The 23476-nt window shown below is 65.7% G+C and carries 23 protein-coding genes; 9 read left to right on the top strand and 14 right to left on the bottom strand.

Annotated features, from left to right (window positions below; genetic code table 11):
* Positions 1-156 precede the first annotated feature (156 nt).
* The 3 genes from GOSPT_RS16025 to GOSPT_RS16015 form a co-directional block, all read right to left on the bottom strand.
* The gene (locus tag GOSPT_RS16025; RefSeq protein ID WP_005207455.1) at positions 157-2700 is read right to left on the bottom strand and encodes an ATP-dependent Clp protease ATP-binding subunit; all 2544 of its coding nucleotides are present in this window, start codon (positions 2698-2700) and stop codon (positions 157-159) included.
* Between the two features lie 260 nt (positions 2701-2960).
* The gene (locus tag GOSPT_RS16020; protein WP_039856284.1) at positions 2961-3524 is read right to left on the bottom strand and encodes a dihydrofolate reductase family protein; all 564 of its coding nucleotides are present in this window, start codon (positions 3522-3524) and stop codon (positions 2961-2963) included.
* A 38-nt stretch (positions 3525-3562) separates the two neighbouring features.
* Complete coding sequence (locus tag GOSPT_RS16015; protein ID WP_005207453.1) at positions 3563-4345, bottom strand: VOC family protein; 783 nt, start codon at positions 4343-4345, stop codon at positions 3563-3565.
* 243 nt (positions 4346-4588) lie between these two features.
* Here GOSPT_RS16015 and GOSPT_RS16010 point away from each other — a divergent pair, with 243 nt between their 5' ends.
* From GOSPT_RS16010 to GOSPT_RS16000, 3 genes are all read left to right on the top strand, one after another.
* Positions 4589-5149, top strand: a complete 561-nt coding sequence (locus tag GOSPT_RS16010) for an LppP/LprE family lipoprotein (RefSeq protein WP_005207452.1) — start codon at positions 4589-4591, stop codon at positions 5147-5149.
* A gap of 124 nt (positions 5150-5273) precedes the next feature.
* On the top strand, positions 5274-5780 hold the full coding sequence (locus GOSPT_RS16005) for an RNA polymerase sigma factor (protein WP_005207451.1): 507 nt from the start codon (positions 5274-5276) through the stop codon (positions 5778-5780).
* A 4-nt stretch (positions 5781-5784) separates the two neighbouring features.
* The gene (locus GOSPT_RS16000; RefSeq protein ID WP_005207450.1) at positions 5785-7113 is read left to right on the top strand and encodes a VOC family protein; all 1329 of its coding nucleotides are present in this window, start codon (positions 5785-5787) and stop codon (positions 7111-7113) included.
* Positions 7114-7186: 73 nt separating this feature from the next.
* On the opposite strand, the gene GOSPT_RS15995 is transcribed toward GOSPT_RS16000, so the two are convergent.
* On the bottom strand, positions 7187-7621 hold the full coding sequence (locus GOSPT_RS15995) for a winged helix-turn-helix transcriptional regulator (RefSeq protein WP_210734380.1): 435 nt from the start codon (positions 7619-7621) through the stop codon (positions 7187-7189).
* Positions 7622-7734: 113 nt separating this feature from the next.
* Here GOSPT_RS15995 and GOSPT_RS15990 point away from each other — a divergent pair, with 113 nt between their 5' ends.
* From GOSPT_RS15990 to GOSPT_RS15980, 3 genes are all read left to right on the top strand, one after another.
* On the top strand, positions 7735-8604 hold the full coding sequence (locus GOSPT_RS15990; RefSeq protein WP_005207448.1) for an SDR family oxidoreductase: 870 nt from the start codon (positions 7735-7737) through the stop codon (positions 8602-8604).
* Between the two features lie 74 nt (positions 8605-8678).
* The gene (locus GOSPT_RS15985; protein WP_039856281.1) at positions 8679-9983 is read left to right on the top strand and encodes a hypothetical protein; all 1305 of its coding nucleotides are present in this window, start codon (positions 8679-8681) and stop codon (positions 9981-9983) included.
* Positions 9984-10201: 218 nt separating this feature from the next.
* The gene (locus tag GOSPT_RS15980; protein ID WP_005207446.1) at positions 10202-11023 is read left to right on the top strand and encodes a lytic transglycosylase domain-containing protein; all 822 of its coding nucleotides are present in this window, start codon (positions 10202-10204) and stop codon (positions 11021-11023) included.
* Positions 11024-11090: 67 nt separating this feature from the next.
* On the opposite strand, the gene GOSPT_RS15975 is transcribed toward GOSPT_RS15980, so the two are convergent.
* From GOSPT_RS15975 to GOSPT_RS15960, 4 genes are all read right to left on the bottom strand, one after another.
* Positions 11091-12401 carry a M18 family aminopeptidase gene (locus tag GOSPT_RS15975; RefSeq protein WP_005207445.1) on the bottom strand — a complete coding sequence of 437 codons (1311 nt, stop codon included), beginning with the start codon at positions 12399-12401 and terminating at the stop codon, positions 11091-11093.
* Positions 12402-12406: 5 nt separating this feature from the next.
* Positions 12407-13087, bottom strand: coding sequence for a phosphoribosylformylglycinamidine synthase subunit PurQ (gene purQ, locus GOSPT_RS15970; protein ID WP_005207444.1), 681 nt, complete (start codon positions 13085-13087; stop codon positions 12407-12409).
* Between the two features lie 29 nt (positions 13088-13116).
* Positions 13117-13356 (bottom strand): phosphoribosylformylglycinamidine synthase subunit PurS, encoded by a 240-nt coding sequence (gene purS / locus GOSPT_RS15965; protein WP_005207443.1) that lies wholly within the window; start codon positions 13354-13356, stop codon positions 13117-13119.
* Between the two features lie 165 nt (positions 13357-13521).
* Entirely contained in the window at positions 13522-14010 is a 489-nt protein-coding gene (locus GOSPT_RS15960; protein WP_039856279.1) for a glutathione peroxidase, read from the bottom strand.
* Between the two features lie 130 nt (positions 14011-14140).
* Between GOSPT_RS15960 and GOSPT_RS15955 the strand changes: the two genes are divergently transcribed.
* Together GOSPT_RS15955 and GOSPT_RS15950 are read left to right on the top strand one after the other, a co-directional pair.
* Complete coding sequence (locus tag GOSPT_RS15955; protein WP_005207441.1) at positions 14141-14668, top strand: MarR family winged helix-turn-helix transcriptional regulator; 528 nt, start codon at positions 14141-14143, stop codon at positions 14666-14668.
* Entirely contained in the window at positions 14665-16230 is a 1566-nt protein-coding gene (locus tag GOSPT_RS15950; protein WP_005207440.1) for a DHA2 family efflux MFS transporter permease subunit, read from the top strand. The genes GOSPT_RS15955 and GOSPT_RS15950 overlap by 4 nt, the downstream gene beginning before the upstream one ends.
* 74 nt (positions 16231-16304) lie before the next feature.
* Here the strand turns inward: GOSPT_RS15950 and GOSPT_RS15945 are convergent, their stop codons facing one another.
* Positions 16305-18497 carry a S9 family peptidase gene (locus tag GOSPT_RS15945; RefSeq protein WP_005207439.1) on the bottom strand — a complete coding sequence of 731 codons (2193 nt, stop codon included), beginning with the start codon at positions 18495-18497 and terminating at the stop codon, positions 16305-16307.
* 7 nt (positions 18498-18504) lie between these two features.
* Entirely contained in the window at positions 18505-19395 is an 891-nt protein-coding gene (locus GOSPT_RS15940; protein WP_005207438.1) for a phosphoribosylaminoimidazolesuccinocarboxamide synthase, read from the bottom strand.
* A 94-nt stretch (positions 19396-19489) separates the two neighbouring features.
* On the opposite strand from GOSPT_RS15940, the gene GOSPT_RS15935 reads away from it, so the two are divergent.
* On the top strand, positions 19490-19768 hold the full coding sequence (locus GOSPT_RS15935) for an Rdx family protein (RefSeq protein ID WP_039856296.1): 279 nt from the start codon (positions 19490-19492) through the stop codon (positions 19766-19768).
* 64 nt (positions 19769-19832) lie between these two features.
* Here GOSPT_RS15935 and purB read toward each other — a convergent pair whose 3' ends face one another.
* From purB to GOSPT_RS15915, 4 genes are all read right to left on the bottom strand, one after another.
* The gene (gene purB / locus GOSPT_RS15930; protein ID WP_005207436.1) at positions 19833-21260 is read right to left on the bottom strand and encodes an adenylosuccinate lyase; all 1428 of its coding nucleotides are present in this window, start codon (positions 21258-21260) and stop codon (positions 19833-19835) included.
* Positions 21261-21334: 74 nt separating this feature from the next.
* Complete coding sequence (locus tag GOSPT_RS15925; protein ID WP_005207435.1) at positions 21335-21763, bottom strand: hypothetical protein; 429 nt, start codon at positions 21761-21763, stop codon at positions 21335-21337.
* Entirely contained in the window at positions 21760-22371 is a 612-nt protein-coding gene (locus GOSPT_RS15920; protein WP_005207434.1) for a TetR/AcrR family transcriptional regulator, read from the bottom strand. Before GOSPT_RS15920 ends, GOSPT_RS15925 begins: the two co-directional genes overlap by 4 nt.
* Positions 22372-22451: 80 nt before the next feature.
* Positions 22452-23357 carry an SDR family oxidoreductase gene (locus GOSPT_RS15915; RefSeq protein WP_005207433.1) on the bottom strand — a complete coding sequence of 302 codons (906 nt, stop codon included), beginning with the start codon at positions 23355-23357 and terminating at the stop codon, positions 22452-22454.
* Between the last annotated feature and the right edge of the window lie 119 nt (positions 23358-23476).

Here is a 23476-nt window from a genome sequence, read left to right as displayed (position 1 = left end):
CCCGATGTCCTTTCGGCACGCTCTGCCCCTTCGGCAGACGCTGCCCTTCTGACAGACGCTGCGGCAACTATCCGAGAGGATAAAGCGCAGGGGCGCAACAGCTATTACTGTTGCGCCCCTGCACTTGTCGATCTATTGACTTGTCGGTCCTTCGACTCAGGCGTCGCTCTTGCCCTCGCCTGCCTTCGTCAGCTCGACGGGAGCGTCGGGCAGCTCGCGAGGCTTCTCCGAGCCGACGAAGGTGAACTTCGCGTCCTCGCCTTCGCCTTCGCCATCCCAGTTCTCGACGTCGATCAGCACGATCTGGCCCGGCTCGACCTCGCCGAACAGGATCTTCTCCGAGAGCTGATCCTCGATCTCACGCTGGATGGTGCGACGCAGCGGGCGCGCACCGAGCACCGGATCGAACCCACGCTTGGCCAGCAGCGACTTGGCCTTGTCCGTGACCTCGATCGCCATGTCCTTGTTGCGCAGTGCGGTCTCGACGCGTGCCAGCATCAGGTCGACCATCTGGATGATCTCGTCCTGGGTGAGCTGGTGGAACACGACGATGTCGTCGATGCGGTTGAGGAACTCTGGCCGGAAGTGCTTCTTGAGCTCGTCGTTGACCTTCTGCTTCATCCGCTCGTACTGCGAGCCGTCGGAGCCGGTCTTCGAGAACCCGAGGCCGACTGCCTTCGAGATGTCGGAGGTACCGAGGTTCGAGGTGAAGATCAGCACCGTGTTCTTGAAGTCGACGGTGCGACCCTGGCCGTCGGTGAGACGTCCGTCCTCGAGGACCTGCAACAGGGTGTTGTAGATCTCCGAGTGGGCCTTCTCGATCTCGTCGAACAGAACCACCGAGAACGGCTTGCGGCGCACCTTCTCGGTGAGCTGGCCGCCCTCTTCGTAGCCGACGTATCCGGGAGGCGCACCGAACAGGCGCGACGCGGTGAAGCGGTCGTGGAACTCGCCCATGTCGATCTGGATCAGTGCGTCGTCCTCGCCGAACAGGAAGTTGGCGAGCGCCTTGGACAGCTCGGTCTTACCGACACCGGACGGGCCGGCGAAGATGAACGAGCCCGACGGGCGCTTCGGGTCCTTCAACCCGGCGCGGGTACGACGGATCGCCTTCGACACGGCCTTGACCGCGTCTTCCTGACCGATGATCCGCTTGTGCAGCTCCTCCTCCATGCGGAGCAGACGGGTGGTCTCCTCCTCGGTGAGCTTGAACACCGGGATGCCGGTCCAGTTACCGAGAACCTCGGCGATCTGCTCGTCGTTGACCTCGGCCACGACGTCCATATCGCCACTGCGCCACTGCTTTTCACGCTCGGCACGCTCGTTGACGAGTTGCTTCTCCTTGTCGCGCAGGCTCGCGGCCTTCTCGAAGTCCTGCGCGTCGATCGCGCTTTCCTTCTCCTTGCGCGCGTCGGCGATGCGCTCGTCGAACTCACGCAGGTCTGGCGGCGCGGTCATCCGGCGGATGCGCATGCGCGCGCCCGCCTCGTCGATGAGGTCGATCGCCTTGTCGGGCAGGAAGCGGTCGTTGATGTACCGATCGGCCAGGGTTGCCGCAGCGACGAGAGCTCCGTCGGTGATGGACACGCGGTGGTGCGTCTCGTAGCGGTCGCGCAGACCCTTGAGGATCTCGATGGTGTGCTCCACCGACGGCTCGCCGACCTGCACCGGCTGGAAGCGACGCTCGAGTGCGGCGTCCTTCTCGATGTACTTGCGGTACTCGTCGAGCGTGGTGGCGCCGATCGTCTGCAGCTCGCCACGGGCCAGCTTCGGCTTGAGGATGCTCGCCGCGTCGATCGCGCCCTCGGCGGCACCCGCACCGACCAGCGTGTGCAGCTCGTCGATGAACAGGATGATGTCGCCGCGGGTGTTGATCTCCTTGAGCACCTTCTTGAGGCGCTCCTCGAAGTCGCCGCGGTAACGGCTGCCTGCGACAAGCGAACCGAGGTCGAGCGTGTAGAGCTGCTTGTCCTTGAGCGTCTCGGGCACCTGGCCGTTGACGATGGCCTGCGCGAGACCCTCGACGACGGCGGTCTTGCCGACGCCGGGCTCGCCGATCAGAACAGGATTGTTCTTGGTGCGGCGGCTGAGCACCTGCATGACCCGCTCGATCTCTTTCTCGCGCCCGATGACGGGGTCGAGTTTGCCCTCGGCGGCGGCCGCGGTCAGGTTTCTGCCGAACTGGTCGAGGACCAGGGAGGTCGACGGAGTGCCTGCCTCGCTGGAACGACCGCCGGTGCCCGCCTCCTGCGGCTCCTTGCCCTGGTAGCCGGACAGGAGCTGGATGACCTGCTGGCGGACCCGGTTGAGGTCGGCGCCGAGCTTGACCAGGACCTGCGCGGCAACGCCCTCGCCCTCGCGGATGAGGCCGAGCAGGATGTGCTCGGTGCCGATGTAGTTGTGGCCGAGCTGCAGCGCTTCACGCAGCGACAACTCGAGGACCTTCTTGGCACGCGGCGTGAACGGGATGTGCCCCGACGGCGCCTGCTGACCCTGGCCGATGATCTCCTCGACCTGGCTGCGGACGCCCTCGAGGGAGATCCCCAACGACTCCAGTGCCTTGGCGGCAACGCCCTCACCCTCGTGGATCAGCCCCAGGAGGATGTGCTCGGTGCCGATGTAGTTGTGGTTGAGCATCCGCGCCTCTTCTTGGGCCAGAACCACAACCCGGCGTGCGCGGTCGGTGAACCGTTCGAACATTGTTCTCCCTCACATTGCTAGCGCCCCGGCCGTCGATGTCTTCAAGCCTCTTGGCGACAACTGCGGTGGTGTCGATATACGACGACCAGCCTGGCTTCCACTGTAGTGGTCAACAGGAGTGCACCTGCACTTAACGTCTGCACAGGTCGCAACGAAAACAGGTGTCGGCGGGGATCTGACAGCTACAACTCCGCAGGACACGGGCATGTTCCGGCAAATGGTGACGTGGGCTACGCCGAGAGCGAACGAGGTTCTGTGGATTACCGGACCGGCTCATAACGGAGCACGACGATGTCGGTGTCGAGCTCGGATCGCTCGACGAGACGCAGGTCGACGTGCTGCGAGATCCCTTCGAAGATCCGTGGGCCGTGGCCGACGATCCTCGGATGGACGATGAACTCGTAGGAGTCGATGAGGTCGAGCTCGGCGAGGGCGAGCGGCAGCGTGACGCCTCCGGTGGCCAGCCCGTTGCCGGGTTGGGCCTTGAGCTCGCGGACCGTCGACTCGAGGTCGTCGCGACGGATCAGTTCTGCGTTCCAGTCGACGCTGGTGAGCGAGTCGGAGACGACATACTTCGGCGCGCGGTCGATGACGTGGGCGAAGGGCACCATCCACTCGGGCCTGCCGTCGGGCATCTCGTCGTTTCTGGCGACCTCTCGCCATCCGGCTTCCATCATCTCGTAGATCACCCGGCCGAAGAGCAGCGCGTCGGCGTCGGCGAGCAGCTGTGCCGAGTGCCGATGCATCGCCTCGGTCGGGGTCACGGCCGTGTGGTCGACACAGCCGTCGATCGTGATGTTGATGGAATACCGCAGTGGGCGCATGGGGGAAGGGTACGAGTCCGCCGACGTCGAGCCCGACATCATTGCTCGCCTCGTTGCGCAAGTGCAATCACGTTGCCCGAGGGGTCGGTGAACCAGGCGATGTCGGGTCCGACACCGTTGCCGTGCACGATGCCGCGCTCGTCATGCTCAAAGCCGTCGTAGCGCAGGAACTCGACGCCGCGCGCGGTCAGGTCGTCGATGCTCTTGGCCAGGTCGGACACCGGGATGTTGAGCACGGTGAAGGTCGCGGGTTGGTGATCGGGCTTCGGATAGGCGAGGACAGTGGTACCGCGGTTGATGCGGATACCCAGAATGTCGTTGTCCCCCATGGGGAATCGCAAGACTCGCATGCCGAGTACGTCACGATAGAACTGCCCGGTCGTTGCGGTGTCGCGAACCGCGAAGCCGGAGTACGGCGACGTCGGATAACTCATCTGCGCCTCGTGCTCGTCGGAGAGCGATACGAGTTGCAGCCAGTTGCCGTCGGGGTCCTCGACCGTCGCGAACTGGTTGCCGTCGCGGTTTTCGAGCGGGCTGATCCAGGTGGCGCCGAGGGCGTCGAGGCGTGCGGCCGTCGCGGCTGCATCGTCGACCTCGACGTTGAGCAGCGTGCGCGCTCCCTGCGGGTTGCGCCCCGAGACGTCGTCGCGCTTGTCGAACATCAGGTAGAAGCCGTCGAGCTCGACGATTGTGTAGCCCGGTCCGTCAGGACCGCCCGGTGCCGACATCGGTTCGGCTTCGAATGCGGTCGCGTACCAGCGCGCGAGCTGCTGCGGATCGTCGGAGGACAGGAGCATGGAGGAAATGGTTGCGGTTGCCATGTAGGTGCTGACCGGCCCGCAGTCGAAAACTCATCGGAGTTGCGTGGGACAGCGGGGTGCAAAAATGCCCCCGTGGATCCCACGCAACTCAGATCCCCGGACGCAACCTGGCCGAGGTGGTGTCCCATCGATGAATGACTCCTGCTAACGACTGCCCCGACGCCGACCGATCACCTCAACAGCGGGCCGATCGCACGGCCGGCGGCCAGCGTCCACTGGTTCCCCGAGCGGAAGGCACCCCTCATGCACTCATTCGCCACCCGAACCCGGCTTTCCCTCCGAACGCGACGTCTCATCGTCCTCGCACTGACCCTCGCGGGCCTGGTCGCGGGAACGCTGGGGGCGACCACGCTCGGCTCGGGCTCCGCGTCGGCCGCACCGCCGTACGGCAGCGGCCACGGCCTCTGTTTCGACATCAATTCCCCGCTGGCGAAGTCGTCGCTCTCGAAGATCGGGCGTGACTCCAACGGTGGCGGCTGGTCGCCGTACCGCGCGAGCAACAATCCGTTGAGGAACGGGTGCAACCTCGACTGGATGTTGGTCAACGGCAACGGAATCGGCGATGCGACGTATCAATCGCGCGTCCTGCTGTTCAAGCACGGTCGATTCATCGGAACCGTCGATCCGAGGCCGTACGGCTACACCTGGGTGGCGAAGTACACCAAGAACTCGGTGACGGTCCGCTACCGCTGGCTCAAGCAGTCGGACCCGTTGTGCTGCGCCAGCGGCGGACCGACGTTCGTCACGGCGTACACCGTCGGCACCCACATCGTCCGCATCGGACAATTCCCGCCGCGCCCCTGAAAACCCCCAGACCGCCCGACCCGACCACCGCCCCGCTGCGTTCGCGCTGCGGGGCGGTGTGCTGTGCGAAGAAAGTTCTCCCAACGACCGTCGGGTTTCGGTGGCGGCGAACGATGATGATGGTGTGAGCGGCGAACACACCGGCCCCGAGGCCATACTCGAGGTCTACGACGAGGCGCTACCCGCTGTCTACGGGTACGTCTTTCGACGCTGCTCGGATCGGCGGATCGCCGAAGACGTGACCTCGGAGACGTTCCTGGCCGCGATGGACACGATGCGCCGCGACCGGACTGCCTCGCCGAGTGTCAGCTGGTTGATCGGCGTCGCGCGGCACAAGCTCGCCGATCACTGGCGGCGGGCGCAGCGCACACCCGAACCCGTCGACGACCTCCCCGAACTCGCCGACGACGAGTGGGATGCACACCTCGACCGCATGGTCGCGCACGCGACGCTGACGCAACTCTCACCGATCAACCGCTCGGTGTTGACGTTGCGCTACGTCGACGACCTCACGGTCGCCGACTGTGCGCACATCCTCGGTCGTACGGTCGGCGCCACCGAGGCGCTGCTCACCAGGGCCAAGCGAGCATTCCGCGAGGCCTATCCGCTCAACCAGTCCGCGAAGGGGTGATCGCATGAACGCCGATGACGCGAACACGACGTCGCATGACCCACTCAGCGTCCTGAGCGCCGCCACGACGCCGGGCTGGAACGAACCCCTCGCTCCCGCACACGATTTCGCCGAAGCACTGCGCAGGCGACTCGAGCGCGGAGTGTCTCTACCCGAAGGAGTCGACATGGACACCGCCCAACTCGAACACGAACTGACCGCCACCGAGGCCGACGCGGCCGCACCGCAGGTGCTCGTCGAACGCCCGGGTGCGCTGCCCTATCTCACCGTGCGCGACGCGCGCTCGGCGCTCGACTGGTACGTCGAACGCCTCGGCGCCACCGTGCGTGGTGAGCCGATCCTCATGGACGACAACACGATCGGACATGCCGAACTCGAGGTCGGGGGTGGAGTGATCTACCTGGCCGAGGAGTTCCCCGACATGGGGTTGCGTGGACCGCAGCCCGGAGCGGTATCGGTCAGCCTCATGCTGGCCGTCGACGACACCGACGAGGCTCTGCGTCGTACCGCGGCGGGCGGAGCCGCAGTGACCCGAGAACCCTACGAGGCGTACGGAACTCGCACCGCGACCATCGTCGACCCCTTCGGGCACCGATGGATGCTGACCGGTCCGACGCTCGCGGCGCGGGCGTCGACGAGCGAGCCGCCTGCCGCGCGAATCCTTCAGGGCGACATCGGTTTCATCTCTGTCAACACCCACGACGCCGCCCGCGCCCGCGCGTTCTACGGCGCGGTCCTCGGTTGGGAGTTCGACGACGAGCTACGCATGGTGACCACCACGAGTCACCCCACCGCGGTGGTGGAAACGTCTGGGCCGCAGACGATCTTCTGCGCCTACGCGGTCGACGACCTCGACGCCGCGCGGCGTCGAATCGAAGCAGCGGGCGGGACGACACGCGACGACCGGCACGGCCTCGACTGCGTCGACGATCAGGGCGTCGAGTTCGCGGTGTACGTCGCAGCCCCCGACGAACCGCGCGCGGCTCAGCATCCGCGCGGCGTCGGCGAGATGTCATACCTGACGGTGCACACCCGCGACAGCGCACGGTTGCGCGAGTTCTACGGGACCGCGCTGGGCTGGACGTTCACGCCAGGACGCATCGCCGACGGCTGGGAGGTCGACGACGCGCACCCGCAGATCGGGATTGCGGGCGGAGCGGATTCCGACGTTGCGGTCCCGATGTGGAACGTCGACGACGTCGACGCCGCAGTCGAGCGGGTCCGCGCAGCGGGAGGCGCGGTGATCTCCGAGCCCGACCGCGCGGCGTACGGAGTCGTGGCACTGTGCGCCGACGACCAGGGAGCGCAGTTCTACCTCGGTCAGCTCTTCTGAGGCGACCAACCGGACAGTTGCGTGGGACCCACGGGTACAAAAATGCCCCCGTAGGTCCCACGCAACTTTTTCGTCAGCGGCTGTCGTAGCGCTCGCGCGCCTGCTCGACGTCGGGTAGGTGTCCCTCGACCAGTTCGATGACACCCACCAGGCGAGTGGCCACCTCACGCCCCAGATCGGTCAGGGAGTACTCCACCTTCGGCGGGATCGATTGCAGCACAGTGCGGTTGACGAATCCGTCGCGCTCCAGCGTCTGCAGCGTCACCGAGAGCATCCGCTCGCTGACACCCTGCACCCGACGCCGCAGGGCACTGAACCGCAGGTCGCCGTCGTAGAGGGCCCCGAGCGCGAGCAGGCCCCAGCGACTCGTCACGTCCTGCAGCACTTCGCGCGATCCGCAATCCCGCGCGAACACGTCGGCTTCTAGCGCCGGATCTTCTAGCTGCGAGTCTTCTGAAGCGGGATCGATGTCGGAGTCACGCGCCGAGCGGTCTTCTGCCCTGGTCATGGTCTCAGTGTACTGCACATTACAGCCAGCGCTTCCAGAAGCTGTTGCACTATACGAAAAGTAAGTGCACGATGAGATGGACAGCTTGATCCACCAGAACACCAGGAGATCACATGACCACCTACGCAATCACCGGAGCAACGGGCCAGCTCGGCGGACTCGCCGCCGAGAGCTTGCGCGCCGCAGGCGTCGACGTCGCCGACATCGTGGCGATCGTGCGCGACGAGAAGAAGGCGAGCACGCTGTCGAACGCGGGAGTGAACGTCCGCGTCGCCGACTACGAATCCCCCGAGACACTGCGCGCGGCACTTGCAGGCGTCGACCGCCTGCTGCTGGTGTCCGGCAGCGAGGTGGGTCGTCGAATCCCGCAGCACCGCAACGTGATCGACGCAGCCAAGGAAGCCGGGGTCGGACTGATCGCCTACACCTCCATCCTGCGCGCCGACACCAGCACGTTGGCGCTCGCCGAGGAACATCAGGCCACCGAGCAACTGCTCACCGAGAGCGGAATCCCCACCGTGCTCCTGCGCAACGGTTGGTATTGGGAGAACTACCTCGCGGGCGCGTCGGCCGCGATCGACTCGGGAAACCTCTACGGCAGCGCAGGCGACGGCAAGGTGGCGGGCGCGGCGCGTTCGGACTACGCAGACGCAGCGGCGTCGGCCCTGATCAACGCCAAGGGTGGCGAGATCTACGAGCTCGCGGGTTCGGAACATCTGACGCTCAGCGACATCGCCGCAACGCTGGCGAAGGTGAGCGGCCGTCATGTGCACTACCAGGACCTCCCCGAGTCCGACTTCGCAGCAGCTTTGACCAGCAACGGTGTCCCCGAGGCCTTCGCGAAGGTCCTCGCGGACTCGGATGCGGGCATCGCGCGCGGTGAGCTCGACTCCGATTCCACCGACCTCGAGACCCTCGCAGGCCACCCCTCGACGCCGCTCGCCGACGTGATCAGCGGCGCACTTTCCGCGACTGGCGCCTGACTCGGGAGAGCGTGACCTCACGCGGAGCCGGTCGACCGGTGGGCACACAACGCGACCGTGATTGACTGTTGCCCATGTCTGCCCGCTCCGCTGTGAGGCGCGTTGCGCAACGCATGCCGTTTGGTATCGGCACGGTCACCCTGGTGTTGATCGCACTGCTCGTCGCGACCGTCGGGATCGTGTTGTCCATCGGAACCCCCACGGTGGCACGGACGTACGAGAATGCCCAGCTCCGCGGATACACGCATCAGCCAGAGGTCGCGTGGACGGCGTCGGCGGAGACGCTGCCCGGCTACAACCAGACCGGCAGTATCGAGGTCGCCGACACCAGCGGTGACCAGTGGTTGCTCTCGTATCCGCGCGGCATCGGACGCGCCTATGAACTCGTCGATCGCCACAGCGGGCGCGCACTGTGGTCGCAGCCCGTCGTCGCGGGGCTCGGTTCGTGTGCGTTCGACGCCACGGGGAACGTCGGGTGCGCCATCAAGCTCGGTAATCAACCGGACGGCTTCTATCTTGTCGACGATTCGGGCAGCGTCGGTGCGCAGTCGGCACTCGACGACACCGCGCAGGTGGTCGGGGTCGGCGCGAACTTCGTGCGCATCGATCAGGCGGGTTATGAGGTCTCGATGCGCACCGCGACGGGCAAGCGGGTCTGGGGTCGCACCTTCGCGTCGGCGGCGCACGCGACCTTCGACCACGACATGCTCATCATCTCGACCGCCGACGGCAGCCGATTCGTCGTCGATTCGCGCGGCAAGGACTCGCTGCGCTGCCGTCAGTGCGACATCCTGACGTACTCGACGGGTCTCGCCGTCATTCGCCGCGACGGGGATCAGCAGTCCGTCGACACCTACGCCGTGGTCGGCGGCACCCCGACCCGACGGCCGACATCACAGTCCGCCGAAGCCCAGGTGCTCGATGGGCCGTCGACCCTTCCTGTGCTCACGACGGTCGGCGACGCCTCCATGCAGGCGACGCAGGGCTTCTACCAGGTACGTGACCCGGCGCGCGGGGATGCGCTCTGGCAGATCACCGACCCGAACCTGTCGAAATCCAACACCCGACCGTGCGGATCGATGGTCGCCTTCGCGCGAATGGACCGCTCTCGAGTGATCTACCGACTCGACGACGGCGAGCGCCTGGGGACCCTTCCCGTGCCGAGCATCGACGATCCCGACACCAACCTCGACCTGTTGAACTGTGTCGGCTCGTCCGGCGATCATCTGGCGTTCGGCAGCAGCGGCCAACTGACCGCATTCGACGTCCCCGCGGGCAAGGTCGCCTGGACCCGCCCGATCCTCGGGCGAGCAGCCGACGTGGACGGCTACATCGTGCTCACCGAGGGCACCTCGCTGTCGGTGTTGCGACCCAACTAGGGGTTTCACGCAGGGCCGAAATCCTTGCATCGACAAGGGTCCAAAGCCCCTGTGTGCCAGACGTCACACTCGACGAAACATCCCCGTAACGACCAGCAACGTCGCAGCCGGCATTCAGTGACAACTCAGTTTTCGATAACGCTGCGATAACGGTAAGGACACGTCCGCATGTACGGTCTCTTTCGGCACATCCACCGACGTACGTGCGAGGTTCAGTTTTGGGTAAGCATTCGAAGCCGCGGCAGACCATTCTGCCGCACGCGTTCACCAAGTCGCGGGCACCGCTGATCGGGGCCGCGTTGATCCCCGTCGTCGGAGCCCTGACTGTTGCCGCGGGAGCCAATGCCGACCAGGGCGCTCTGGGCGCCCCCACATCGAGCCCGACCCACCACACCCAGTCCGCTGCCGCTCCGAGCGCGCAGAAGGACGCTGAGGCGTCGAAGAAGGCACCCGCACCCGCGCAGCCGGTCGTCGCGACCCAGAAGGTGACCGCGACGCCGCCGCCTCCCCCACCACTTCCTGCCAGCGTCACCGACGGCGCCGTCCCGCAGGTCGCCTTCGAGGCGTACCGCCACGCCGCCGACACCATGGCCCACGACCAGCCGACCTGCGGTATCCCGTGGACGCTCATCGCCGGGATGGGCAAGGTGGAATCGCACCACGCCAACGAGGGTGACGCCACACCCGACGGCACGCTGAAGAATCCGATCTTCGGACCTGTCCTCGACGGTTCGCTCGCAGGCAATCAGGTCATCACCGACACCGACGGTGGACGCCTCGACGGCGACTCCGTGCACGACCGCGCCGTCGGACCGATGCAGTTCATCCCCGCCACGTGGGAGAAGTATGGCGCCGACGGCAACGGCGACGGCAAGATCGACCCGCAGAACCTCTTCGACGCCGCGCTGACGACCGCGCGGTACCTGTGCGACGGCCACCTCGACATGCGCAACCAGGCGTCCGAGGCGACAGCTGTTCTGCGGTATAACAACTCGATGGACTACGTGAACAACGTCCTCGGCTTCGCGCGTAGCTACTGATCGCGCGCACCGACCGTCCGCCGGAGCGTGAGGGGTGGCCCCGGCGGGTTGGATTTGGCCGGCGGGATTAGGCCACCGAACTCAGAAACGCCTGCAGCGCAGCGGAATACATCGGAACGTCGGCGGCGCCCATCAGTTCACGTGCGCTGTGCATGGCCAGTTGCGGAGCGCCGACGTCGATGGTGAGCAGTCCCGTCCGCGTCGCCGTGATCGGTCCGATCGTCGAGCCGCACGGCAGGTCGGCGCGGTGGATGTAGCGCTGCATCGGCACACCGGCGGTGTCGCAGGCGAGAGCGAATATGGCCTCCCCCAACGCATCCGATGCATACCGCAGATTCTGATTGACCTTGAGGACCGGTCCGCCGTTGATCGCGATCCGGTGCGTCGGCTCGTGCCGGTCCGGGTAGTTCGGGTGGGTGGCGTGCGCCATGTCGCCCGAGACGCACACGCTCGACGCCATGGCGCGTAGATAATCGTCGCGAGAACCACCCTGCGACAGCACGATTCGCTCCAACGTCGTCGCCAAGAAGTCCGACGCCGCGCCGCGCTCCGACCCGCTGCCCACCTCTTCGTGGTCGAACAGTGCGAGCACTCTCGTGTGGATCGTGGGCTCGCCGTCGAGCAGCGCGTGCAGTCCCGCGTAGCAGGTGCCCTGGTTGTCGAGCCTTGGGGCGCTGAGCAATTCGTCTTCGGGTCCGATCAGCCTCGAGGGCGTGACGTCGTGCGTCATCAACTCCCATCCGAGCAGTGCGTCGGCGTCGATACCCGCGTACTCGGCAACCCACTGCAGGATCGGGGTCGCGGCGTCGACGCCCCAGATCGCGTCGACGTGTCGCTGGGGGTTCAGTGTGACGCCCTTGCGGTCCTCGGAGAGGTGAATCGCCAACTGGGGCACGCGAAGTACCGGCTCGGTGACGTTGACCAGCACACTGCTGACACCACTGTCCGCGCGGTAAGCCAGGCGACCCGAGAGTCCGAGGTCGCGATCGAGCCACGAGTTGAGCCACGCGCCGCCGTAGGGTTCGAGCGCAACCGTTGCCAGCCCGGCTGATTCACGGTCGGGGTTCTGCTTCAGCCGCAGATTGGGGCTGTCGGTGTGGCCGCCGACGATCCGGAAACCGTCGCCGTCGCCGAGATCCCACGCGATGATCGACCCACCACGAATGACATAGAACCGACGGCCCGCGTCGTCGACAAAGCCCTCGAAGGCATCGCTCTCCTCCGTCGACCAGTCCTGATCCTCGAAAAGGCGTTGGAATCCCGCGGATTCGAGTTCGGCGGCGACCGTCGCGCACACGTGGAAAGGTGACGGCGAGGCGTCGATGAACTCACCGAGCCCCTCGGCTGTGGCGGACGTTGCCAGCGACGGGGTGGGCATCGGGATCAGGCGTTGGCGAGTACGGCGTCGATCGCGGAGTAGAACAAGCCGAGGCCGTCGTCGCTGGGGCCGGTCAGCGCTTCGGTCGCATGCTCGGGGTGCGGCATGAGTCCGACGATGCGTCCGTTGGGGCTGGAGATGCCCGCGATGTCGAGGACGGAGCCGTTGGGATTGCTTCCGGCGTAAGTGAATACGACGAGGCCCTCACCCTTGAGTTCTTCGAGCTTACGTTCCGGCGCGACGTAGCGACCCTCGCCCGACTTCAGCGGGATGAGGATCTCGGCGCCTGCGTCGAACCGCGACGTCCATGCCGTCGTGTTGTTCTCGACCTTGAGCCACTGGTCCTGGCAGATGAAGTGCAGACCCTCGTTGCGGGTGAGCGCGCCGGGCAGCAGTCCTGCCTCGCACAGGATCTGAAAACCGTTGCAGATCCCCAGAACCGGCATTCCGCGCTCGGCCGCCTCGATCACCGCGCCCATCACGGGAGCGAACTTGGCGATCGCGCCCGCACGCAGATAGTCGCCGTAGGAAAAGCCGCCGGGAACGATCACGGCGTCGACCCCCTTGAGGTCGGCGTCGCCGTGCCAGAGTTCGACGGCCTCGGCGCCCGCGATGCGCACCGCACGCGATGCGTCGACGTCGTCGAGGGTTCCGGGGAAGGTGATGACACCGATACGTGCAGTCATGTGGTCCTACTCGACTCGATCTCGTGCCGTCAGTCGGCGATGCGGGAGACGGTGAAGTTCTCGATCACCGTGTTGGTGAGCAGTTCTTCTGCGATGCGGCCCAGGGTCACGTCGTCGACCGAGTCGTCGACCTCGAGCTCGAACCGCTTGCCCTGCCGCACCTCGGAGACGCCGTCGAATCCGAGCCGACCGAGGGCTCCGACGATGGCCTGCCCCTGCGGATCGAGGATTTCGGCCTTGGGCATCACGTCGACCACCACTCGTGCCATCGGCTAGCGCTCCTCTTCTCACGTGACATCCGCTCGACGAGACGCCGACGGATTTTCGACGGCTCTCACCTTACCGTTCAACCCGCAACCTGCACTCTCCGGTCGCGGTTTGCCGGTTCTGGATTGACCTGGCGTGCAGTTGGCCCGGTCGTGGAGTCGACCCGGTCAGAGCACCGCTTCGATGGCCTCGATCACGACGGGGTCGGTCGGCTCGGTGCGCGGGCGGATGCGAGTGGTCACGTGGCCGTCGGCGTCGACGACGAACTTCTCGAAGTTCCACTGCACGTCGCCTGCCTCGCCGCTGGCGTCTTCGGTCTTGGTGAGCTCGGCGTACAGCGGATGCCGGTCGTCGCCGTTGACGTCGGTCTTCTCCAGCAGCGGGAAGGTCACGCCGTAGGTGGTCGAGCAGAAGGTGGCGATCTCCTCGGCACTGCCCGGCTCCTGGCCCATGAACTGGTTGCAGGGCACGCCGACGACGGTCAGTCCGCGGTCGGCGTACTTCTCGGCGACCTCCTCGAGGCCCGCGTACTGCGGCGTGAGGCCGCACTTGCTCGCGACGTTGACCACGAGCAGCGGCCCGGAGAAGTCCGCGAGACTCAGCGCCGAACCGTCGAGCGCGGTGACCGGGATGTTCTTGATGTTGGTTTCCGACATGGATTCGAGCGTAGTCACGCAGGCCGACACGTAGACGCCTATGCCACAGATCACATTCGGCGCAGATCCTGGTTACATCTCACATACATTTGCGTTGGTGAGATAGTTGCAGGGGCGTTAGTGTTTCACAGTGTCCGCTCCCGCTCCGCTCCAGAACGACGCCGCATGTGATGCGCTCAGCAGTTTTCTGGAGCGACTCTCCTGCCTCGGTACAGCCGAGGCGATGGATACTCTCGCGGCGTCGGAGCTGACGTTCACGCAGTTCCGCGCACTGTTCGTCGTATCGATGCACGACGCCCCGATGCCCGTCCACGAGATCGCCGAGTGCGTCGACCTCTCGATTGCGACCGCGGGTCGCACCGTCGACCGACTCGTGCAGGCGGGTTTGGTCGATCGTCGCGAGGATCCGGGCGATCGTCGGGTCAAGCTCGTGACGCTGACCGACCAGGGCCGCGAGACCGTCGAAAAACAGTTGGACATCAAGCGAGACCTCGTCGGACGATTCATCGATGGACTGCCCGATGAATTCCGGGCCGCGCTGACGTCTGCACTACGGAACATCGTCGACGCCGACGTCGACTACTTCACGCTCGACCGCGAGTCCTCGAGGACCCGCACTGCGACACCGTCCACCTCCGAACCGAAAGATCCCTCATGACGAGTTCCTCTGCCGGCGCGCACGCGCACGCCGGCCCTCCGGACACCAAGCTCGATCGCCATGTGCTGATCGTCGCCGGTGTGGTCGTGCTCGGCGCGATCATGTCGATCCTCGACGTCACCGTGGTCTCGGTCGCGCAGCCGACCTTCCAGAACGAGTTCAACACCGACGCCGCAGGCGCCGCGTGGACGATGACCGGCTACACGTTGGCGCTCGCCGCCGTGATTCCGCTATCGAGTTGGGCCGCAGCACGTTTCGGCACCAAGAACGTGTACATGGCGTCGCTCGTCCTGTTCACGATCGGATCGGCGCTGTGCGCGTTGGCCAGCAACATCGGCATGCTCGTGCTGTTCCGCGTGATCCAGGGACTCGGCGGCGGCCTGCTCATGCCGATCGGCATGATGATCCTCACCAAGGCAGCAGGTCCCGAGCGCGTCGGTTCGGTCATGGCTGTACTCGGTATCCCCATGCTGCTCGGCCCCATCGCGGGACCGATCCTCGGCGGCCTGCTCATCGAAAAGGCGAGCTGGCACTGGGTGTTCCTCATCAACGTGCCCATCGGCATTGTCGCGCTTGTCTATTCGTGGTTCGCTCTGCGCAACGACGACGAGAAGTCGAAGCCGAAGATCGACATCGTGGGCCTGCTGTTGCTCTCCCCCGGCCTCGCGTTGTTCCTCTACGGCATCTCGTCGAGCACGGAGGCAGGCACCTTCATCGACGCCAAGGTCCTGACGACGTCGATCATCGGTCTGATCCTAATCGTCGGATTCGTCTGGCACGCACTGCATACCGACCACCCGCTCCTCGACCTGCGACTGTTCAAGAACAAGGTGCTCGCCATCGCGGTGATCACCATGACGTTCTTCATGATCGCCTTCTTCGGCGCGGCGCTGCTCTACCCGCAGTACTTCATCGGCGTGCGCGGCGAGAGCACGCTCGCGGCGGGTCTGCTGCTGGCACCGCAGGGTATCGGCGCCATGATCACCATGCCCATCGCGGGCAAGATGACCGACAAGATCGGCCCCGGCAAGTTCGTTCTCGGCGGCATCGTCCTGATGGCGATCGGTATGGGCACCTTCGTGTTCCTCGGCGCCGACACTCCGTACTGGCTGCTCTGCGGCGCGCTGTTCGTCCAGGGCCTCGGCATGGGTATGACGATGATGCCGATCATGTCGGCAGCACTGGCGACCCTGAACAACAAGCAGGTCCCGGACGGCTCGACGCTGATGAACGTCGTTCAGCAGACGGCATCGTCGATCGGTACCGCCGTGATCTCGGTGATTCTCGCAACCAACCTCAAGACGCATCTGGAGGCTGGTCTGGCCATGGGCTTCAATGCCGCACCGGAGAAGTACGACGGACTGGTGAAGGCAGGCCAGGCACCGGCAGAACCGCCACACCAGTGGTTCTCCTGGACCGCGGAAGCGTTCGGTGCGACGTTCATCGTCGCGCTCGTCCTCATCGTCGTGACCTTGATCCCGGCGTTCTTCCTGCCGCGCAAGAAGATCGCGTCGCCGCTCGTCGAAGAGGATATGGACCGCGCGCCGATCATCATGCACTGACCTGATCGGCTGGTCACAAAGAGATTGCCCCTGGTTGCGGAGATCGCAACCAGGGGCAATTCTTCTTCAGTCGGCTACTTCGTCAGTGCGCCGGTCTGCTGGAGAATCCAGGCCAGTTCGAATGCAACCTCTTCCCACTGCTTGTAACGACCGCTGACGCCGCCGTGGCCGGCCGACATCTCCGTCTTCAGCAGGATCGGAGCGTCGGAGGTGCTCAACGCCTGAAGCTTCGCAACCCACTTCGCCGCTTCGGTGTACATCACGCGGGTGTCGTTGAGTGACGTCTCAGCCAGGATCGACGGATACGGCTGCGCGGTGACGTTCTCGTAGGGCGAGTACGACTTCATGTACTCGTAGACGTCCGCGTCGTGCAGCGGATCGCCCCACTCGTCCCATTCGATGACCGTCAGCGGCAACGACGGGTCGAGGATCGAGTTCAGCGCATCGACGAACGGCACCGACGCCAGGATGCCGTTGAACAACTCGGGCGCGAGGTTGGCGACCGCACCCATCAACAGTCCGCCTGCCGAACCGCCCTCTGCGACCATCAGTTTCGGTGTTGTCCAGCCCTTGTCGACCAGGTACCGCGCCGAATCGACGAAGTCGGTGAAGGTGTTCTTCTTGGTGAGCGTCTTGCCGTTCTCATACCAATGACGGCCCATCTCGCCACCGCCACGCACGTGTGCGAGCACGAACACGACGCCGCGGTCGAGCATCGACAACCGTGACACCGAGAAGCCCGGGTCGAAACTGGCCTCGTACGAGCCGTAGCCGTAGAGCAGCAACGGTGCGGGCGACGGATTCCCACTGTCGTCCACGCCGACGCCCTTGCGTCGGACGATCGACAGCGGGATCTGCGTTCCGTCTGCGGCCGTTGCCCATTCGCGCGACTGCTCGTACTCGTCGGGGTCGTAGCCGCCGAGAACCGGCTGCCGCTTGAGTAGCGTGCGTTCACCGGTTTCGACGTCGAGCTCGAACAGTTCTGCGGGCTCGATGAAGCTGCCGTACCCGAAACGCAGACGGGGCGTTGCCCATTCGCGGTTGCCCGCGAGTCCCAGCGAGAACAACTCCTGCGCGACTGCGACTTCGATGAAGTCCTCCGCCACCGGCATCCCGTCGATCCGACGGAGATCCGCGATCGAGACCCGCGGCAGCGCGTCGGCGCGATACGACAGGACGAGGTAGTCGCGGAAGGCGTCGATGTCCTCGATGCGGACGCCGCGGCAGTGGCCGATGAATTCGGTTCGGGCAGAGGGGTCGTCGACGGGCGCGATGTCGATCGCGAAGTCCTCGGCCTTCTCGCCGTCGCGAATGTCGTTGTGCACGATCAAGAAGTAATCGCGACCGGAGATCTCGGCGTGCTCCACCGAGTATTCGACGCCCTCGACGCGCGGTGCGACACTGCGGAATTCACCCGTCGGATCGGCGGCGTCGAGCACGAAGCACTCGGACGTGATCTTCGATCCCGTCACGATCATCAGGTACTTGTCGCTGCGCGTGGAACCCATGCCGACCCAGTACCGCTCGTCGGGCTCGTGGAACACCTTGACGTCGTCGGTGCCCGCACCGATGTCGTGGCGCCACACCGTATCCGGACGCCACGCGGCGTCGACCGTCTGATAGAACACGTGCTTGGCGTCGAGCGACCACGACGCCCCGCCCGCGGTGTCGGTGATGACGTCGGGAAGCAGGTCGCCGGTCTCGAGGTTCTTGAACCGCAACGTGTATCGCTCGTCACCGACGACATCGGTGCTGTATGCGAGCCACTTGCCGTCGTGGCTGATGGCGAGCGCCCCGAGGCTGAAGAACTCGTGTCCCTCGGCTTCGACGTTGGCGTCGAGCAGGATCTCTTCGCCAGGCAGCGGGGCGTCGTCGGAGACCTCGGGTGGTGTCCAGTTGTCGACATCGACGATGGGGCAACGACATTGGATGCCGTACTGCTTGCCCTCCTGCGTGCGGCCGTAGTACCAGTAGCCGCCGCGTCGGCCAGGCACCGACATGTCGGTTTCCTTGGTGCGCGACTTGATCTCGCCGAAGATGGTGGCGCGCAGGTCTGCGAGCTGCGCCGTATTCGCCTCCGTGTAGGCATTCTCGGCTTCGAGGAAGGCGATCACCTCGGCGTCGTCCTTGTCGCGCAGCCACTCGTACTCGTCGACGAAGGTGTCGCCGTGGTGGGTGCGCTCGGTACGAACCTTCTTCGCGACCGGCGGTACCGCCGTGTCGGATGCGATCGGGGTGGCAGCGTTGCCGGGTTGTGCGTCGGTCACAGGTCTCCTATGCGTGGTCGGGCCAGTCGTCGAACGACTTCTGCGAAATCAGTTCGTAGGCTTCGATATAACGTGCGCGGGTCCGCTCGACGACGTCGGCGGGCAGGCTGGGTGGTGGATTGTCGGACGATCGGTCCCAACCCGACGCCGCCGAGGTCAGCCAGTTGCGGACGATCTGCTTGTCGAAGCTGGGTTGGACATGTCCCGGCGTGTACGAGGCGGCGTCCCAGTACCGGGACGAGTCGGGGGTCAACACCTCGTCGGCAAGGACGAGCGAGCCGTCGGGGGTTTGCCCGAACTCGAACTTGGTGTCGGCCAATATGATTCCGCGATCCGCGGCGAGATCGGCTGCCCTGCCGTAGATGTCGAGCGTCGCGCTACGCAGGGAGTCGGCGAGCTCGGCTCCGACGACATCTGCCGCTTGCTCAAAGGTGATGTTCTCGTCGTGATCACCCTGCTCCGCCTTGGTCGCGGGAGTGAAGATCGGCTGCGGCAGCTTGTCGGCCTCGCGCAGACCCGACGGGAGCACGACGCCGCACACCGCGCCGGTCTTGTTGTAGTCGATGAGACCGGACCCGGTGAGATAGCCGCGGGCGACGCATTCGACGGGCACCATGGGCAGCTTGTGCACCACCATCGAACGGCCGACGAGTTCGGCGGGTATGCGCTCGTCGTCGGGGCCACCGGCGAGATGGTTGGGCACGCCGAGCGCGTCGAACCAGAAGAAGCTCATCGCGGTGAGGATGCGGCCCTTGTCGGGTATCTCGGGCGAGAGCACGAAGTCGTACGCCGAGATGCGGTCGCTGGCGACCATGAGAAGGGTGTCGGAATCGATCTGATAGATCTCGCGCACCTTGCCCGAGGCCACAAAGGTGTACGAATCGAGAGCTGGACGCATGCTTCGACCTTAGATGCTGCGCCTGCGCGGAGACATGTTCGGGTTGGTGGCCGAGACATCGGACCCCCGGCACATCATGTGGGACCGTAGGCAGATGACCTCTCCCGCGATCACCATCACCTACTGCACGCAGTGCAACTGGCTGCTGCGGGCGAGCTGGATGGCGTCGGAGCTGCTGAGCACCTTCGGCACCGACCTCGGCTCGGTCACCCTGGTCCCCGGCACCGGCGGCATCTTCCGCATCGACGTTGACGGGACGCAGCTGTGGGAACGCAAGGCCGACGGCGGGTTCCCCGACGCCGCCGAACTCAAGCGCCGCCTGCGCGACACCGCGCTGCCCGACTGGCAACTCGGGCACTCCGAGAAGAAGTGAGTGGTTTCGACAAGCTCAACCAGCGGGGTACAGCTCAACCAGCGGGGTGCAGCTCAACTAGCGACTAGAGGATGGGGGCGGGCACGTAGTTGGCGGCCTCGGGGTTGTCGGCGATGAGCTTCTCGGCGGCGGCGATGACGTCGGCGACCTGGCGGCCTGCGGCTCCGACGAACGCCTCCTTGTCGTCGAGTAGCGCGTCGAGCTGAGCGCGGTCGAGGGGGATGCGGTCGTCGGCGGCGAGGCGATCGAGCAGGTCGGGCTCGCGACCTTCCTCACGCATCGCAAGCGCAACCGCGACGGCGTTCCCCTTGATGGCCTCGTACGCGGTCTCGCGCCCCACGCCCGCCCGCACCGACGCCATCAACACCTTGGTGGTCGCCAGGAACGGCAGGTAGCGGGCCAATTCCTTCTCGATGACCGCGGGGTATGCGCCGAACTCGGCGAGCACGGTCAGGAAGGTCTCCAGCATGCCGTCGATGGCGAAGAAGGCGTCGGGCAGCGCGACGCGTCGGACGACCGAGCAGAACACGTCGCCCTCGTTCCACTGCGCGCCTGCGAGTTCGGCAGCCATCGAGCCATAACCGCGCAGCACCACCTGCAGGCCGTTGACACGCTCACAGCTGCGCGTGTTCATCTTGTGCGGCATCGCCGACGACCCGACCTGACCCGGCTGGAAGCCCTCGGTGACCAGCTCGTGGCCCGCCATCAGCCGGATCGTGTGCGCCAACGACGACGGCCCCGCACCCACCTGCACCAGCGCAGACACGACGTCGTGATCGAGCGAGCGCGGGTAGATCTGGCCGACAGATGTCAGCGATCGCGCGAATCCGAGATGCCCGGCGACACGCGTTTCGAGTTCGGCGAGCTTCGACGCGTCGCCGCCCAACAGGTCGAGCATGTCCTGGCTGGTACCCATCGGACCCTTGACGCCACGCAGCGGATAGCGGTCGATGGTTTCGTCGACGCGCTGCAACGCGATCATGAGCTCGTCGGCAGCGGAGGCGAACCTCTTGCCCAGCGTGGTGGCCTGCGCGGCGACGTTGTGACTGCGTCCGGCCATCACCGTCGAGCTGTACTGCGCAGCATGCTCGACGAGTCGTGCGAGCACCGTGATGCCGTGCGCGTACACGTGACGCAGCGACTGCAGGATCTGCAACTGCTCGACGTTCTCGGTGAGGTCGCGGCTCGTCATGCCCTTGTGGATCTGCTCGTGCCCGGCGAGCGCGTTGAACTCTTCGATACGCGCCTTCACGTCGTGGCGGGTGACGCGCTCACGTTCGGCGATCGACGCGAGGTCGATCTGGTCGATGACGGCCTCGTAGTCGGCGACCGCACCGGCGGGGACGTCGATCCCCAGATCCTGCTGCGCCTTCAGAACGGCCAGCCACAGGCGGCGTTCGAGCGCGATCTTGTTGGTCGCCGACCAGATCTCGGCGAGGTCAGCAGACGCATATCGACTGGCCAGAACATTGGTGATGGCAGGTTTCGACACGCCAACAGTCTAGTCGTGCGGTCGGCAGTCGCCGTCCACGGGCGTATGGCCGCGCACCGGCCACGGGCACCGGCTCAGATCGCGATGCACGTCCCACCGGAGCCGTAGCCCTGATGCACCCGTGCCAGCGTCAGCTTCGACCGCACATTGTTCTGTTTCGTGTAGAGGTATCTGTCGCCGATCCGCCGCGGAATCCACTTCACCGTGGCCTGTCCACCCGCGGGCTCGGCGCTCCCGATGAGCCGTGGCGTGTAGCCCTTCCTGCCCTCCCAGAACGTGACCGTCCCGCGCGAGTTCACCAGTCCCGTCAGCCAATACGTGCATCCGGTTCCGTAGACCACCGATGAGAACGGAACTCCCGGATCGGGCGCCTGGACCGGGTCGGCCGACGCCGCACCCTGCGCCGACAACGCTCCGACGAGTACGCCGACCGCGACGACGACGGTCGCCACAACCCGACCGATCACGCGGTGCCACGCTGCGGCAGTCTGCCGATCCGTCACTGTGAATCCTCCAATCGCGGGGCCAGTACGTCGACGACCTCACCGAGCGCATCGCGCGTCGCGTCGACCGGCGACGATCCATTACCGAGTGCACCGAGAACGGCCCCGTCTTCGATGGCGATGAGATTCTCGATGTGCGCCGCCCGCGCCAACCGTCCCGATCTGTCGAGCACGACGAGGTGTGTCGAGGCGAGCGTCGCACGTCGCGCGGCCACGACGTCGTAGAGCCGTGGGTATCTCGGTGTGAGCGCGATCATCTCGTAGCGGGCCGCCAGCTCGTCGTGCGGGGTGTCCTCGCCGACGAAGACATCGGCGAGGATCTCCGCGGTCGCGTGCCCTCCTCGACGACGCCGCGCAACCGCTTCGCCCCGATCGACGATCGCCTGTTCGTCGGCCCGCGAGACGAACGCCGCGGCCTCGGCCATCAGGTCTTCGAGTGAGCCGAAGTAGTACGTGGTCGACGCGAGTGGCAATTGCGCACGATCGGCAACTGCTCGGTGACGCACGGCGTCGAAGCCGCCTTCCAGCAACAACTCTCCGGCAGCCGCGATGAGACGCGACCGCCTGCGCTCTCCCTTGGGAGTAGTCGCCGCCGTCATGGCCCCCATGCTGCCAAGCGATCTCACTACGCGGTTGGCTTTCGCAAATCTCGACCTCGTGATCACACGCGTTGGCCACACATTGCGTATCAGGTGAAGTAGTGCCCATCGGCGAGGTCGCTGAGCAGACCCGGGAACTCCGGCTCCCAGCCGAGCAGTTCACGCGTCAGCGTCGACGACGTCGGATTGTCAACGCCGACGAAGCCTGCGAGATAACCGAATACGTCAGCAGCCCTGTCCGCGGGAACCGACACCACCGGGACGTCGAGTCCCCGCCCGATGGCCGCGGCGATCTCCCGGAACGGCACACCCTCATCGGCTACCGCGTGCAGCCGGGTGCCCGCCGGCGCGGATTCGAGCGCACGGCGATAGACACGCGCCGCGTCGCGGGTGTGCACCGCGGGCCACCGGTTGTGTCCGTCACCCAGGTATCCCGACGAGCCCGCGGTACGCGCGAATCCGATCAATCCGGGGACGAAGCCGTGGCGGTCGAGGTCGGAGTGCACGGTCGGAGGTAGCCGCACCACCGACGACCGCACATCGTCGTCGGCGAGTCCGATCACGAAGTTCTCGGAGTCGATCCGGTACCCCGAAGGAAACGCATCCTCCTCGGTGCCGGGGCGTCCGGTGATGCCGAAAGCGGCCAAGAGAAGTGTTCCGGATGTACCCACCAGGGGTTTGCCGGTGCCGCGCACGGCGTCGCCGATGGCCGTGAGAGCCGCGAGGTCGGAGTCTGCGGCGCCTGCCATGTCGCCGACCTGCATGAGGTCGTGACGGAAGGCGAGGTGGATGACACCGTCGGAGTCCGACGCGGCGGCACTCAAGACATCGAGGTCGTCGAGTCCACCACGGACGACCTCCGCCCCGCGGTCGGCCACCAGCGCGGCCGCGTCGTCAGAGCGAGCAAGTCCGACGACGCTGTGGCCTGCCGCAATGAGCTCAGGTATGAGTGCGGACCCGATATGTCCCGACGCACCGGTGAGAAAAACGCGCATGACAAGCCTCTTCGTTGTGATGACATGATCTGACATCACTCACGGTACGCCTGATGTCAGATTCTGTCATCGCGCTATCCTGGCCGGATGGGTCGATGGCCGAAAGGATCGCGGGAGCG

It is taken from the genome of Gordonia sputi NBRC 100414 (assembly GCF_000248055.1).
Classification (GTDB): Bacteria; Actinomycetota; Actinomycetes; order Mycobacteriales; family Mycobacteriaceae; genus Gordonia; species Gordonia sputi.
Note: the sequence above shows the minus strand (reverse complement) of the source record. Positions and strands in the feature narration are given on the sequence as shown.